Origin of the sequence: Streptomyces sp. NPDC127129 (genome assembly GCF_042671585.1) — a bacterium.
GTDB lineage: Bacteria > Actinomycetota > Actinomycetes > Streptomycetales > Streptomycetaceae > Streptomyces.
The window spans coordinates 1-14,681 of record NZ_JBHXTV010000018.1 but is presented as its reverse complement, the minus strand read 5'-3'; the positions used below and the strand labels follow the sequence as shown (position 1 = coordinate 14,681).

Annotated in this window: 10 protein-coding genes; 2 read left to right on the top strand and 8 right to left on the bottom strand. The window is 71.3% G+C overall.

Features of this window, described 5'->3' with window-relative positions; genetic code table 11:
• Window positions 1–54 precede the first annotated feature (54 nt).
• The 3 genes from ACFVGW_RS29520 to ACFVGW_RS29510 form a co-directional block, all read right to left on the bottom strand.
• Complete coding sequence (locus ACFVGW_RS29520; RefSeq protein ID WP_385854095.1) at window positions 55–267, bottom strand: acyl-CoA carboxylase subunit epsilon; 213 nt, start codon at window positions 265–267, stop codon at window positions 55–57.
• 14 nt (window positions 268–281) lie between these two features.
• Window positions 282–1,865, bottom strand: a complete 1,584-nt coding sequence (locus ACFVGW_RS29515) for an acyl-CoA carboxylase subunit beta (protein ID WP_383309820.1) — start codon at window positions 1,863–1,865, stop codon at window positions 282–284.
• Window positions 1,866–2,177: 312 nt separating this feature from the next.
• A complete protein-coding gene (locus ACFVGW_RS29510) occupies window positions 2,178–6,017 on the bottom strand; it encodes an endo-alpha-N-acetylgalactosaminidase family protein (RefSeq protein ID WP_385854094.1) in 3,840 nt (1,279 codons plus the stop codon).
• Between the two features lie 221 nt (window positions 6,018–6,238).
• Between ACFVGW_RS29510 and ACFVGW_RS29505 the strand changes: the two genes are divergently transcribed.
• Both ACFVGW_RS29505 and dnaN read left to right on the top strand, forming a co-directional pair.
• Window positions 6,239–6,847: a YceI family protein gene (locus tag ACFVGW_RS29505; RefSeq protein WP_385854093.1), complete on the top strand. Its 609-nt coding sequence runs from the start codon at window positions 6,239–6,241 to the stop codon at window positions 6,845–6,847.
• 123 nt (window positions 6,848–6,970) lie between these two features.
• Window positions 6,971–8,083 (top strand): DNA polymerase III subunit beta, encoded by a 1,113-nt coding sequence (dnaN, locus tag ACFVGW_RS29500; RefSeq protein ID WP_385854092.1) that lies wholly within the window; start codon window positions 6,971–6,973, stop codon window positions 8,081–8,083.
• Between the two features lie 18 nt (window positions 8,084–8,101).
• Here the strand turns inward: dnaN and ACFVGW_RS29495 are convergent, their stop codons facing one another.
• The 5 genes from ACFVGW_RS29495 to ACFVGW_RS29475 all read right to left on the bottom strand — a co-directional run bounded on the left by ACFVGW_RS29495 (window position 8,102) and on the right by ACFVGW_RS29475 (window position 14,574).
• The gene (locus ACFVGW_RS29495) at window positions 8,102–9,448 is read right to left on the bottom strand and encodes a hypothetical protein (RefSeq protein WP_383226619.1); all 1,347 of its coding nucleotides are present in this window, start codon (window positions 9,446–9,448) and stop codon (window positions 8,102–8,104) included.
• 69 nt (window positions 9,449–9,517) lie between these two features.
• Window positions 9,518–11,134, bottom strand: a complete 1,617-nt coding sequence (gene cimA / locus ACFVGW_RS29490; RefSeq protein ID WP_352191214.1) for a citramalate synthase — start codon at window positions 11,132–11,134, stop codon at window positions 9,518–9,520.
• A 282-nt stretch (window positions 11,135–11,416) separates the two neighbouring features.
• Window positions 11,417–12,748: an MFS transporter gene (locus ACFVGW_RS29485; protein WP_383290798.1), complete on the bottom strand. Its 1,332-nt coding sequence runs from the start codon at window positions 12,746–12,748 to the stop codon at window positions 11,417–11,419.
• Window positions 12,749–12,823: 75 nt separating this feature from the next.
• Window positions 12,824–13,438, bottom strand: a complete 615-nt coding sequence (locus ACFVGW_RS29480; RefSeq protein ID WP_385854170.1) for a TetR/AcrR family transcriptional regulator — start codon at window positions 13,436–13,438, stop codon at window positions 12,824–12,826.
• A 110-nt stretch (window positions 13,439–13,548) separates the two neighbouring features.
• The gene (locus tag ACFVGW_RS29475) at window positions 13,549–14,574 is read right to left on the bottom strand and encodes an agmatine/peptidylarginine deiminase (RefSeq protein WP_385854091.1); all 1,026 of its coding nucleotides are present in this window, start codon (window positions 14,572–14,574) and stop codon (window positions 13,549–13,551) included.
• Window positions 14,575–14,681: the final 107 nt, after the last annotated feature.

Here is a 14,681-nt window from a genome sequence, read left to right as displayed (position 1 = left end):
GCACGGCGAAGGCCCCGTCTCCGGTCGGAGACGGGGCCTTCGGTGCGGCGGGGGTCAGCCCTGCCAGGAGTGGGAGGGGCGGAAGCCCGACTGGCGCTCCAGGCGGCGCCAGCCGGCCGTGGAGCGGCCGTGGCGGGACGTGGAGGCGTCGTCGGCGGGCTGGGCCGCCGCGCGGGCCAGGAGGACCGCGGTGATGGCGGCCAGCTCCTCGGGGTCGGCGTGGCCCTTCTCGACTCGGAGAAGCTTGGCTGTGGCAGGCGTGGTCACGTCTGTGGCTCCTCTTACTGAGGCGGGTTGCCGTGCTTGCGGGACGGCAGGTCGGCGTGCTTGGTGCGGAGCATGGCGAGGGACCTGATGAGGACCTCCCGCGTCTCCGCGGGGTCGATCACGTCGTCGACCAGACCCCGCTCCGCGGCGTAGTACGGGTGCATCAGCTCGGCCTTGTACTCCTTGACCATGCGGGCCCGCATGGCCTCCGAGTCCTCGGCCTCCGCGATCTGCTTGCGGAAGATGACGTTCGCGGCACCTTCGGCGCCCATCACCGCGATCTCGTTGGTGGGCCAGGCGTACGTCAGGTCGGCGCCGATGGACTGGGAGTCCATGACGATGTACGCGCCGCCGTACGCCTTGCGCAGGATCAGGCTGATCCGGGGCACGGTCGCGTTGCAGTACGCGTACAGCAGCTTCGCGCCGTGGCGGATGATTCCACCGTGCTCCTGGTCGACGCCCGGGAGGAAGCCGGGCACGTCCAAAAGGGTGATGATCGGAATATTGAAAGCATCGCACATCTGGACGAACCGGGCGGCCTTCTCCGAGGCCTCGATGTCCAGCACGCCCGCCAGCGACTGCGGCTGATTGGCGACGATGCCCACGACCTGACCGTCCAGGCGGGCCAGCGCGCAGATGATGTTGCGCGCCCAGCGCTCGTGGATCTCCAGGTAGTCGCCCTCGTCGACGAGCTCCTCGATCACCTTGTGCATGTCGTACGGACGGTTGCCGTCCGCCGGCACCAGGTCGAGCAGGACGTCCGAGCGACGGTCCGCCGGGTCCTCCGAGGACGCGGTCGGCGGGTTCTCGCGGTTGTTCTGCGGCAGCATCGACAGGAGGTAGCGCACCTCCGCGATGCAGGTCTCCTCGTCGTCGTACGCGAAGTGCGCCACGCCGCTGGTCTCCGCGTGCACGTCCGCACCGCCGAGGCCGTTCTGGGTGATCTCCTCACCGGTGACCGCCTTGACGACGTCCGGGCCGGTGATGAACATCTGCGAGGTCTCACGGACCATGAAGACGAAGTCGGTGAGGGCGGGGCTGTAGGCCGCGCCGCCGGCGCACGGGCCGAGCATCACGCTGATCTGCGGGATGACGCCGGACGCCCGGGTGTTGCGCTGGAAGATGCCGCCGTAGCCGGCGAGGGCGGAGACGCCCTCCTGGATACGGGCGCCGGCGCCGTCGTTCAGCGAGACCAGCGGAGCACCGGCCGCGATGGCCATGTCCATGATCTTGTGGATCTTGGTGGCGTGGGCCTCGCCCAGGGCGCCGCCGAAGATCCGGAAGTCGTGCGCGTAGACGAAGACCGTGCGGCCCTCGACCGTGCCCCAGCCGGTGATGACACCGTCGGTGTAGGGCTTCTTGGCCTCCAGGCCGAAGCCGGTGGCGCGGTGGCGGCGGAGCTGCTCGACCTCGTTGAAGGAACCGGGGTCGACCAGCAGCTCGATGCGCTCACGAGCGGTCAGCTTGCCCTTGGCGTGCTGCGCCTCGGTCGCCCGGTCGCTCGGCCCGCGCCGCGCTTCCTCGCGCAGGGCGTGCAGTTCGGCCACGCGGCCTCGGGCGTCGGTCGGCTCGCTCGGGATCTGGTCCACAACGGTCATGTACCGACCCTACGAAGCCGACCAAGGAAATCCTGCCGTTGACTCCGTACAGTCTCCCGAGTCGAATCCTGGTGGAGTAAGACAGAACCGTGCCCGGCACGGGCCGAGTCGACAGCCGGACACCCCTCCGCTTTGTAGAGATCCCACAGAAGCGGCTCCAGCAGCCCTCCAGTGAGCCTACAGCGATCCTTGCGACGGTGGGTGACTCCGACAGTACCGGGCGTGATCCGCGCCGGAACGCGCGGGGCCCGGCTCCGGCGCAGAAGCCGGAGCCGGGCCCGAGGGCGAGACCTCCGCCCGGTGGACCTCCGGCTAGCCGCCGCAGTGGAAGCGCGCGCTTCCCCAGTCCGCGTGGTCGTTGCCGTTGCCGTCCCCGCCGTCGTCGGCCACGAGTTCCACGTAGGAGGCTCCGGTGACGTCGGCGGTGAGCGACCAGGCCGTGTCGGCCGCCTTCAGGACCGGTGACTTCACCTTCTCCGTGCCGTCGGCGACGACGCTGAACCGGACCGAGCCCCGGCTGGTCTGCACGTCGTCCACGCCGACCTCGGCGGTGAAGGAGGTGCACGTCCCGCCCAGGTAGTAGCGCACCTTCGACGGGGCGTGGGCGCCCAGGCCCTTCGCGTACGTCACTCCCCCGATGCGCAGCGGACCGCCGTCGCCGGTCCCCGTCTCGCCGTTGGAGCCGTCGCGCTCGACCGGCCCCCAGCCGTTCGCGGCCGAGGTCCAGTCCAGGTCGCTCGCCCAGCTGTCCGTGATGGGCGGCGGGGGCAGCGTACGGACGGTGGCGGCGGCGTCCAGCTTCCGTGCCTCGCCCCCGACGGTGTAGGCGAGCGACGAACGGACCGCGTACGGCTGGTACTTCGCGTCCACCGGAGGTGTCACGCGCCAGGTGGCGGTGGCCTCGGCACCGGCGGCGACCGTCCCGAGCACCACGGGGGCGGCCGGTTCGGCCGCCCAGCCCGCGGGAAGCTCCAGCGACACGGTGGCACCGTCCACGGCCGCGGACTCGTCGTTGGCGAAGGTGGCCGTGACCTGGTTCGGCCGCCCCGGCTCCAGCGTCTCCGGCGCGGCGAGCGCGAGCGTGCCGCAGGCGGCCTTCTCGGGCGCGGGACCCAGGTCGGTGACGGTGAAGGAGTCGAGGACGAAGTCGGCGCCGTCCGGGGCGTCGGCCCGCTTGCGCAGTCCGGTCCAGGTGTCGCCGCAGCCGGCGGTCACGGTCTCGGAGAAGTGGCCGGTGGTCCGCTGCTGCCCGATGGGCGTACGACGGGTCTCCACCGAGGTCCCGTCCGTGCGGTCGTAGCCGGTGATCCACTCGTAGGCGCCCGCGTGGCTGGACTGGTGGTCGTACGCGACGCGGTAGGCGTGCCCGTCCTTCATGGGCACGGTCCAGGGCGCGGTCCGGTAGACCAGGCCGCTGTTCTCGTCGTGGGACTTCAGCGACTCGGCGCCGCCGATGACGTCGTCGACGAGCTTTCCGTTCCAGCCGGCCTGGGTGTACGGGGCGTGGAGCTGGGCGATGTGGGTGCGGGGGTCGGTCGTGCCTCCGGAGTCGCCCTTGAGGAAGGGGCCCCAGCCCTGGTCGACGGCCTCGAAGTCCTCGTACGCGAGCGCTCCGGCCCTGGTCGCCGGGTCGTTGGCGACGACGCGGACGTCGTCGACGCGGACCCGGGCCGTGCTGCCGCCCGCGGCCTGGATCCCGAGGGTGGTGGAGCCGCCCGCGGGGGCCGTGAAGGTGACCTTGGCACGCTGGAGACGGGTGCCGTTCCAGTCGGACGCGGCGACCCGGTCCTCGATCGGCGAGCGCTCCACGGTGACCGACCGCCCGCCGGCGGAGAGGGTGGCCGGGCGGTTCCTGCCCGGCTCGACCTCGATCAGGGCGGAGGCGGTGTAGCGCGTGCCGGGGGTGAGTCCGGCGATCCGCTGGCGAACGGAGGCGGGGGCGGCGCCGGTCAGCTCGGCGCTGTTGCGGCCCTGGCCGTCGGTGCCACGGGCGACCGTGCCCGTCGTGGACCAGGCGTCGAGGCCGGCGTCGTTGAAGCCGGGGTCCTGGACCGGGGTGCCCTGGCCCCAGCGCGGATCGCGGGGCTCGGGGGCGCGGTCGGGATAGAGGACGTACGGCTGTCCCGCGACGGCGTCGAGGGTGATCGTTCCGCCGCTCGGCCGGACCGTCGCGGTCCTGACGCGTCCGTTGTCGGTGAGCTTGTAGACGCTGTACGAGCGGGTGCCGGGCACCGCCCAACTCGTCTTCCCGCCGGTCTTGTTGTAGTGGTAGAGCTTCTTGCCGCCGTCCCAGGGCAGCAGGTAGTTCTCGCCGTCGAGGACCTTGCGGCCGTTCTCGTAGAAGGTGCGGCGGCCGTTCTCGACGGTGCCGCGGACGCCGCCGGTGAAGGTGAGGTCGTCGCCGTTCCAGCGGGTGATCCGCTGCTGCTGGAGGTACTTCGCGGGCAGGTTCTTCTGCCAGATGTTGGCGTAGAAGTGGTTCCAGTCGGTCTCGCCGGTCCAGCCCTCGAAGTCCTCCAGGGCGGTCTGGCCGAGGACCGGGTGGTTGTTCCAGACGTCCTTCTCGCCGTTGCGGATGAAGCGGACGATCTGGGAGTTGAGGCCCTTGTTGGTGGCGCCGCCGTAGTTCAGGTCGTTGGCCCAGTGGGACCAGAGGGAGGCCCGCTCGAACTTCTCGGACCACTCGGTGGCGACGTTCCAGCCCTGGGACTGGACGGCCTGGAGCGTCTTGTCGGCGATCCAGCCGTGCGTGTAGTAGACGTCGATGTAGAGCGTCGACAGGTTCGGGTCGGTCTCGTCGCGCAGCTGCTGGAAGCGGCGGGCGAGGTCGCCGCTGTTGATGTCCCGGCGCTGGTCGATGTAGTAGCTCTGGTTGAGCCAGTTCCAGCCGGGCTTGGTCCTGTCGACGAGGGTCTCGCTGAAGTTCTTCGCCTCGGGGTACGACTCGGTGGCGTTGACGTGGACGCCGAAGCCCGCACCCCACTTCCCGCCCTCCTTGAGGAGGGTGTTGAGGTCCGCGAGGCCGCCGGCGCGCTTGTTGTAGTTGCCCCCGTAGTCCGGGTGGGCGGAGTCGTGCCCCTCGGAGCCGTACCCCTTGAGCAGGGCGAACTGGCCGAGTCCGTCGGTGGCGAGGGAGATCCGCTTGACGTCGTCGAGGGTGCGCAGGAAGGGGTGGGTGGCGTTGGAGGCGAAGTTGAACGGGATGTGGGCGATGACCCGGTCCGGGGTCTGCTCGCCGCCGGGGGTCCTGATCCCGATGGCGGGGAAGGCGAGGGCGCCGTCCTGCCAGTCCGTGCGCCCGTCGCCGTTGGCGTCGGGGGTGACGACGACCTTGGCCCAGGGAAGGTTCTTCCCGCTCTCGGGGGCGGGGGCGCCCTCGCCGCGGTAGGTCCACTGGCCGGACCAGACTCCGACGCGGGTCTCGTCGCCGTTCCTGCGGGCCTGGTGCCAGAACCGGGCGCCGTCGCGGGCGCTCGGTCCGGAGGGCTTGTCGTAGGAGGAGTTGGACTCGACGGCGGCGGCGAGGGAGCCGGTGTTGACCAGGGCGTAGCTCGCGCCGGTGGGGGTGGGCTCGGCCGGGGTGGCGTCCGTGATGTCGGTGAAGACGTCGGCGGTACGGGTGGAGTCGGGGTCGAGCCGGGTGAAGGCGGTCTCGGCGCCCGCGTCCGAGGAGCCGACGGAGACCAGGTCGTGGCCGGGTATGTCGATCGTGCCGACCCGGAAGGCCGCGGTGTCGCGGACGGCGGTCACCTTGAAGGTGGTCGCCCGGCCGGTGACGCTCAGCGTGGCGTCGATCTCGACGCCGGGCAGGGCCGGGAAGGCCAGTGTGTACGCGGCGGAGGAGGCGGTCAGGGCGGGCGCGCCGGTGGCGCGGACGTCGTACGCGGTGCCGTTGAGGACGACCCGGGTGACCGGTGCCGTACTGCCGAGGAGGCGGGCTCCGGTGGCGCGGTCCGTGTACGAGACGACGCGCGGGAAGTCCTCGGCGACGGCGACGGAGAGCTGGGCGGAGCCGATGCGGGCCTCGGCGGCGTCGGCCACGGCGGGCGCCCTCGACTCGGCGAGGGCCGGTCCCGACAGGGCGAACACGGCGGATGACGCGGCGGCGAGCGCGCAGGCCACACGGATTCTTGGCGACTTGGGGAGGGGCATGGGGACTAGTTGGGCCCGTTCGGCGGACACCGTCAACGAGATCGCGCCCCGTCGGCCCCGCCAGTCCAAGAACCCCCGTCGGTTAGTCCAAGCGGATGGACATCGGACCAGGATGTTGAAAGTTGAACGGAATAGGGCTATGGTCGTTCTCGTTGAAGGTTCAACGAAACGCAGTACAAACCTCCGCGCCACCCCCGCGCACCGTCCCCAAGGAGCACGTCATGGGCATCTTCAACCGCAGGAACGACAGCGCCACCGCCGTTGCCACCCTCCCCGTCGACCCGGCACTGGCCGCTCTGACCGGCGAGTACACGATCGACCCGGCACACAGCAGCATCGGGTTCACCGTCCGTCACGCCATGGTCACCAACGTGCGCGGCTCCTTCGGCGACCACGAGGGCACCCTGCAGCTGGACGGCTCGAACCCGGGCGCCTCCGCCGCCTCGATCGACATCAAGATCTCCTCCGTCGACACCGGCATCGGCGACCGCGACACCCACCTGCGCAGCGGCGACTTCTTCGACGCCGAGCAGTTCCCGCTGATGACCTTCCGCTCGACCGAGGCGGAGCAGCTGGGCGGCGACAAGTACCGCATGACCGGCGACCTCACGATCAAGGACGTCACCAAGCCGCTCTCCATCGACCTGGAGTTCAACGGCACGGCCACCGACCCGTACGGCAACGAGCGCGTCGGCTTCGAGGGCTCGGCCGAGATCCTCCGCTCCGACTGGGGCCTGACCTGGAACGCGGCGCTGGAGACCGGCGGTGTGGTGGTCAGCGACAAGGTGAAGCTGAACTTCGACATCTCCGCGATCAAGAACGCCGCCTGATCCCCGGACCCCGCCCGCGAGGGCACCACGAGCGCGCCCGCCTCTCCGTCACGACGGAGGGCGGGCGCTCGGCGTTCCGGCGGGGCCGGGGCGTTGTCAGTGGCGCCCGCTAGCGTCGTGCTCATGGAATTCCGTATCGACAGCAGCGAGTTGACCGACGCCGTGGCGTGGGCCGCGCGCGTGCTCCCGGCCCGGTCCCCCGTCCCGGTGCTCGGCGGGCTGCTCCTGGAGTCGGCCGACGGCCGGCTGCGGGTCTCCGGGCTCGACCACGAGGCCTCGGCGCGCATCGAGGTCGAGGCCGACACCGTGCGGGACGGCCGTGCGCTCGTCCTCGGGCGGCGGCTGCTCGACATCTGCAAGGTGCTGCCCAGGGGCCCGGTAGAGTGCGTGGTCGAGGGGGCGCGGCTCTCGGTGACGGGCGGGGGCGCCCGCTTCGGGCTCTCCCTCCTGCCGCTGGACGACTATCCGGCGCCGCCCGAGCTGCCCGCGTTCCGGGGCGTCGTGGACGCCGGGGCGTTCGCGGCGGCGGTCGGGCAGGTGGCGGTGGCCGCCGGCCGGGACGACTCGCTGCCGGTGCTGACGGGGATACGGCTCGCCCTGGACGGTACGGCGATGACGCTGGCCGCGACCGACCGCTACCGCTACGCGGTCCGCACGCTGGAGTGGAAGCCGGAGGGCGAGGAGCCGCAGGGGGGCGAGGGCGGCGCGGACGTCGTCGTACCGGCCCGCCGGCTGACCGAGATCGCCCGCTCCCTCGCGTCGGCGGGGCCCGTCCGCCTCGCCCTCGACGGGGGATCGGTCGGTTTCGAGAGCGAGGGGACGCGGACGACGACCCGGCTGCTCGACGGTCGTCTCCCCCGGCACGACAAGCTCTTCTCCCTGGGCGAGCACGCCGTCGCCGTGACGGAGCGGGCTCCGCTGGTCGAGGCCGTGAAGCGGGTCGCGGTGGTCGCGGAGGGCGACAGTCCGGTGCAGCTCGCGTTCGGCGGGGACGCCGTCCACCTCCAAGCGGGCTACGAGGACGACGTCGCCTCCCAGCGGCTCCCGGCGGTCCTCTCGCAGACGGAGGCGATGACGGTCGCGTTCAACCCGGGGTACCTGCTGGACGCGCTCGGCTCCTTCGACACCGACTCGGTCCGCTTCCACCTGCTGGGGCCGGGGCAGCGTGCCCTGATCACGGACCGGGCGGACGGGATCCACCAGCATCTGCTGATGTCGGTGAAGCCCCTGCTGTAGCGCCTGCGCGCCGCCGCTCTAGAAGCCGCCGCCGAAGTCCCCACCGCCTCCGAAGTCGCCGAATCCGCCGCCACCACCGCCGCCGAAGTCGCCCGATCCGAAGTCGCCGGAGTTGAAGTCGCCACCGGAGACGTCTCCGCCCCCGAACTCGCCTCCGCCGTACTCACCCGCGTAGGCGGGGGTGGCGAGCATCGAGCCGAGCAGGGTGCCGGCGAGGAGGCCGGGGAGCAGCCCGCCGCCGAAGTAACCGCCCGCCCACGGGCCGTACGCCGGTCCCGCCTCCCAGTACGGGCGGCGGCCGGTCTCGGTCTCGACCGTACGGGCCAGGGGGTCCTGCCCCTCGTCGAGGCGGGTGGCATCGGCGGCGCACACCGGGACCTCGCGCGCGGTGCCACCCGTCGGCGTCCAGGTCCGGTCCTCGGCCGAGGGGCCGTGGCGCGGGTCGAAGAAGCAGGGCGGGCGGCGCTCGGGCAGCGGGCGGGACTCGCGGCGGGCGGCCAGGGCGGCGAGCGAGAAGCGGCCGTCCTCCAGCGCCTGGGTCACGGCCTTGACGTCGTGCGGGTGCGTCGCGGAGCCCATCAGGGACTTCGCCTTGTCGTACGCGTCGAGCGCGCGCTCGTAGTCGCCGCGCATCGCGTCGTCGGCGCCGGGCTCGGCGGGATGGAAGTCCAGCCGTTCGAGCTCCTCGCCGAAGGCCGTGATGTCCTCGTCGACGACGACGCGGAGCTTGTCGAGCGCCTCGCGCTCCTCGGCCTGCTTGCGGAGCCGGTTGCGGCGGACGATCGCGTAGGCGCCCGCGCCGCCGGCGGCGACGAGTGCGCCGAGGGTGATCAGACCGCCGACCGGGACACCGTCGTCGGCGCCGACCGAGCCCCAGGAGGAGGGGGCGGTGCCGTTCATGGTCGGGAGGGCCTGGTCGACGAAGTTGTTCAGCTCGGTGGCGGCGTCCACCCCGGGCTGGCGCACGGAGGTGACCAGGTTGTCCACGGCCTGCGCGGACATCACCGAACGGTCGGCGGCGGCATCGAACCCGTCACCGAGCCGGACGGCGTACAGCCCCGTCACCCCGGTCTGGGTGCGCAGATTGCGCAGCAGGTTCTCGGGTGGATACTCGGTGCCCGCGGGCAGCACGGCGACGAAGAGCGGCTTGTCCGCGTCCTCGATCTTCTGGGCGAGGGCATCCGCCTGGGCCGTCGAGATCTGGTCGGCGGCGCCCGGATCGACGTACACAGGGCCCTGCTTCAGGGCCGCTCCGGCGTCGGGGATCCCGGTGATCCCGGCCCCCGCGGAGGGGGCCAGGACCAGAAGCAGCAGCATCGCCAGCCCCGCGAGGGCCGACAGGAGGTGGAACGGCCTGGTCCTCATACCATCGAAACTACCCCTAAAGAGCGATTCCGAGACATTGCGGACCGAAGGTTGTGGCCGTCCCGCGGGTCACTCGGCGGGGTCGATCCCCACGCGCAGCAGTCCGTAGGTGAACGCGTCCTCCAGCGCCTGCCAGGAGGCGGCGATCACGTTCTCCCCCACGCCGACCGTCGACCACTCCGCGTTGCCGTCGCTGGTGGTGATCAGGACGCGGGTCGTGGACTCCGTGCCGTGGCGGCCCTCCAGGATGCGGACCTTGTAGTCCACGAGCTCGAACTTGGCGAGCTGCGGGTAGATCCGCTCCAGCGCCACCCGCATGGCCCGGTCGAGCGCGTTCACGGGGCCGTTGCCCTCGGCGGTGGCGACGATCCGCTCCCCCTTGGCCCAGAGCTTCACGGTCGCCTCGTTGGCGTGGGTGCCGTCGGGCCGGTCCTCGACGATCGCGCGCCAGGACTCCGTACGGAAGTAGCGGCGCGGGCGGCCCTCCACCTCCTCGCGGAGCAGCAGCTCGAAGGAGGCGTCGGCGGCCTCGTAGGTGTAGCCGGAGAGCTCGCGCTCCTTGACGCGCTCGACGACGCGGGCGACCAGCGCGCGGTCGCCGCCCAGGTCGACGCCGAGCTCCTTGCCCTTCAGCTCGATGGAGGCGCGGCCGGCCATGTCGGAGACGAGCATCCGCATGGTGTTGCCGACGCGCTCGGGGTCGATGTGCTGGTACAGGTCGGGATCGACCTTGATCGCGGAGGCGTGCAGCCCGGCCTTGTGGGCGAAGGCCGAGACCCCCACGTAGGGCTGATGGGTGGAGGGCGTCAGATTGACGACCTCCGCGATGGCGTGCGAGATCCGGGTCATCTCGGCGAGCGCGCCCTCGGGCAGCACCCGCTTGTCGTACTTGAGTTCCAGGGCGGCGACCACGGGGAAGAGGTTGGCGTTGCCCACCCGCTCGCCGTAGCCGTTGGCGGTGCACTGGACGTGCGTGGCGCCCGCGTCGACGGCGGCGAGCGTGTTGGCCACGGCGCAGCCGGTGTCGTCCTGGGCGTGGATGCCGAGACGGGCGCCGGTGTCGGCGATGACGGTGGCGACGACGGCCTGGACCTGGGCGGGGAGCATGCCGCCGTTGGTGTCGCAGAGGATCACGACGTCGGCGCCGGCCTCGGAGGCGGCGCGGACGACGTCCTTGGCGTACTGCGGGTTGGCCTTGTAGCCGTCGAAGAAGTGCTCGCAGTCGACGAAGACGCGGCGGCCCTGGGAGCGCAGGTAGGAGACGGTGTCGCGGACCATCTCCAGGTTCTCGTCCAGGGTGGTGCGCAGGGCCAGCTCGACGTGCCGGTCGTGCGACTTGGCGACCAGGGTGATCACGGGGGCGCCGGAGTCCAGGAGCGCCTTGACCTGCGGGTCTTCGGCGGCGTTGCCGCCGGCCCTGCGGGTCGCGCCGAACGCGACGAGCCGGGCGTTCTTGAACGTGATCTCCTGCTTCGCCCGGGCGAAGAACTCCGTGTCGCGGGGGTTGGCCCCGGGCCAGCCGCCCTCGATGAAGCCGACGCCGAAGTCGTCGAGGTGTCGCGCGATGGTCAGCTTGTCCGCGACGGTGAGGTTGATGCCTTCACGCTGCGCTCCGTCGCGCAGCGTCGTGTCGAAGACATGGAAGCTGTCGTCGAGGCGCGAGCTCTCGTCGGTCTCCGTGGTCATGGCTCTGATGGCTCCTGTCGGATGTGGCTCCGGAAGGTCTGGATCCACTTGCCCCCATTCTCACGCGCTGTCCGTTTCCGGCGGCGGTGGGGCCGGAAAACGAAAAAACCTCTCGCGGGTGCGAGAGGTCTGCGCGCGGGTCTGGGGCACGGTGTCCACTGCCGCGGGGGTGGAGTCGCGGTTCAGTGGCCACTGCGGACCGGCGCGCTGCTGCCGATAATCATGGTGGTAGCAAGCACGCCCGCAGTCTGCCACACCCCTGTCGTACGCGGGACGCGAGTCTCAGGATGTGGGCATCCGGTCGGCCGCCGTCCGTTCGGCCCGCGCGGACGCGGAGGTACCGACCCTGCCGAGGTCGATGTCCCTGGTCTCGCGCATCGTCAGGTAGACGACGAGGGAGACGGCGGCGCAGCCCGCCACGTACCAGTAGTAGCCGGACTCCGCGCCCGCGTCCTTGAACCACAGCGCCACGTACTCGGCCGTGCCGCCGAAGAGCGCGTTGGCGACGGCGTACGGGAGGGCGACGCCCAGCGCGCGGATGCCGGTCGGGAAGAGCTCCGCCTTCACGCACGCGTTGATCGAGGTGTAGCCGGTGATGACGACCAGCGCGAGCAGCGAGAGGCCGAGCGCGGGCCAGAAGGAGCCGGCGTCCTGGAGCAGCGTCATGATCGGCACGGTCAGGAAGGTCGACCCCAGCGCGAAGGTGATCAGCAGCGGCCGCCGTCCGATCCGGTCGGAGAGCCGTCCCGCGAGGGGCTGCAGACAGGCGAAGACGATCAGTGCGCAGAAGGAGACCAGGGTCGCGGTCTGCTTCGGCAGCCCCGCCGAGTTCGAGAGGTACTTCGTCAGGTAGGTGGTGTACGTGTAGTAGGCCACCGTCCCGCCCATGGTGAGGGCGACGACCAGGAACGCCTCCCGCTTGTGCGCCCACAGCGCCTTCAGCGTGCCCTTCTCGCCGCTCGCCACGCCCTCGTCGGCCGTCTCCTCGTACACCTCCGTCTCCAGCATGTTCCGCCGCAGGTAGAAGACGACGGCCGCGCCGAGGGCCCCGATGATGAACGGGATGCGCCAGCCCCAGCTGTGCAGCGCCTCGGCGGACATGGTGCGCTGGAGGACGATCTGCAGACCGAGGCCGAGGATCTGGCCCGCGGTCATCGAGACGTACTGGAAGCTGGAGGCGAACCCGCGGTGCTCCGGCGCCGATGCCTCCGTCAGATAGGTCGCGCTGGCCGCGTACTCGCCGCCGACCGAGAGGCCCTGGAGGAGCCGGGCGATCAGCAGGACCGCGGCGCCGCCGTAGCCGGCGACGGCGTACGTGGGCGCGATCGCGATGAGGAGGGCCGAGGCGGACATCAGCGTCACGGTGAGCGTGAGCGCCGCCTTGCGGCCCTTGCGGTCGCCCACCCGGCCGAGGAGCCAGCCGCCGACCGGGCGCATGAAGAAGCCGACGGCGAAGATGCCGGCGGTGTTCATGAGCTTGGCGGTGTCATTGCCCTCGGGGAAGAACGCCCCCGCGAAGTACGTCGCGAAACTCGCGTACACGAACCAGTCGAACCACTCGACCATGTTGCCGGCCGAGCCGACCCAGATCTTCTTCCAGTGCTCTCGTCCCATGATCCGGAACCGTGCCGGAGCCGCCGTCCGGGTCACAAGGGTGCAGCCCGCAACGATCGGGAGTACTTGCGTTCGTTACGTTCGCAGGATCAGGGTTTCGGCGACGAACTCCCTTACGTGCGCGATGACTTGGTCGCGACCCGTGCCCGGGATGCCGACCGCGACATGGACGCTGAAGCCGTCGAGCAGGGCCCGCATCCGGGCCGCGTAGCGGTCGGGGTCGACAGGCCGGAACTCCCCGCGCGAGACGCCCTCGGCGATCAGGGCGACCAGGTCGCGGTGCCAGGCGCCCTCGATGGCGGCCTGCCGGGCGCGCGCGTCGTCGTCGGCGTTCTGGGAGCGGTTCCAGACCTCCAGCCAGAGGGTCCAGTGGGGGTCGCGGGGGCCGTCGGGGACGTAGACGTCGATGTACCCGTCGAGCCGCTCGCGGGCGGTCCCGGGCCGCGAGAGCAGCGCGCTGCGTTCGGCGCCGAGCCGCCCCTCGCTCCACTCCAGGGTCTGCAGCAGCAGCTCGTCCTTGGTGCGGAAGTAGTAGAGCAGGTGCCCACTGCTCATCCCGACCTGGCGCCCGAGGCCGGCCATGGTCAGCCCGTCGAGACCGCGCTCGGCGATGGTGTCCATGGCGGCGGCGAGAAGCTCCTCACGCGGAGGCGCGGCGTTGTTGCGTCGCCGGGGTCCGGCGGGACTGATGCGGGTCACTCGTCTGTTCTACCTCACGCCTCCGTCGGCGTTACGGCCGAAGGCCACGGGCGGGCACGGCCGCGGGCCGTCATGCCGCCCGCGGCCGTCGCCCACGGGTCTCAGACCTTCGGCTGCTGCTCCGTGATGCAGTGGATGCCGCCGCCGCCCGCGAAGATGGAGCGGGCGTCGACCAGCGTGACGATCCGCTCCGGGAAGAGCCGGCGGAAGATGCCCGCCGCGATCTCGTCGTTGGGGTCGTCGAAGCCGCACAGGACCACACCGCCGTTGCAGAGGTAGTGGTTGATGTACGAGTAGTCCACCCAGTCGCCCTCCTCGTCCTTCAGGACGGTCGGGGCCGGGATCTCGACGACCTCCAGGAGGCGGCCACGGGCGTCCGTCGAGCGGCTGAGGATGTCGACGTACATCCGCGAGCGCTCGTGGTCGGGGTGGGCCGGGTCCTGCTGGCTGTGGACGACCACGACGCCCGGCCCGGCGAACGCGGCGACGATGTCGACGTGGCCCTGCGTGCCGTACATGCCGTAGTCGCCGGAGAGGCCGTGCGGGAGCCAGATCGCCTTCGTGGTGCCGAGCTTCGCGTGGATCTCCTCCTCGACCTCCGCGCGGGTCCACTCGGGGTTGCGGCCGGAGCCGAGCTGGACCGTGTCGGTCAGCAGGACCGTTCCCTCACCGTCGACGTGGATCGCGCCGCCCTCGTTCACGAGCGGACTGGTCAGCACCGGTACGTCGACGAGATCGGCGACATGGCGGGCGATCTTGGAGTCGTGCTCCCAGCGGGCCCAGTCCTGCGCGCCCCAGCCGTTGAAGACCCAGTCGACGGCGGCCAGCTCGGTGCCGTTCGTGACGAAGGTCGGGCCGATGTCGCGCATCCAGGCGTCGTCGAGCTCGCGCTCCACCAGGTCGACCGAGTCGCCGAGCAGGGCGCGCGCGGAGTCCAGCTGGCCGGGGCCGACCACCATGGTGACCGGCTCGAAGCGGCGCACGGCACGGGCCACGGAGGCCCACGCGGTGCGGGCCTCGGCCAGCTCCTCGTCGTTGGTGAACGTGGGGTTGGGGCCGGGCCAGGCCATCCAGGTGCGCTCGTGCGGGGCCCACTCGGGCGGCATGCGGAAGGTCTCGGAGGTCATGGGTCAGGTCCTAGAGGAAGTAGAGGCGGTTGAGGGAGACGGATTCGGCCGGTTCGGAGCGGAGCGGGTCGCCGTCCAGCGACACCAGTCCCGTCCGGCCGTCGACC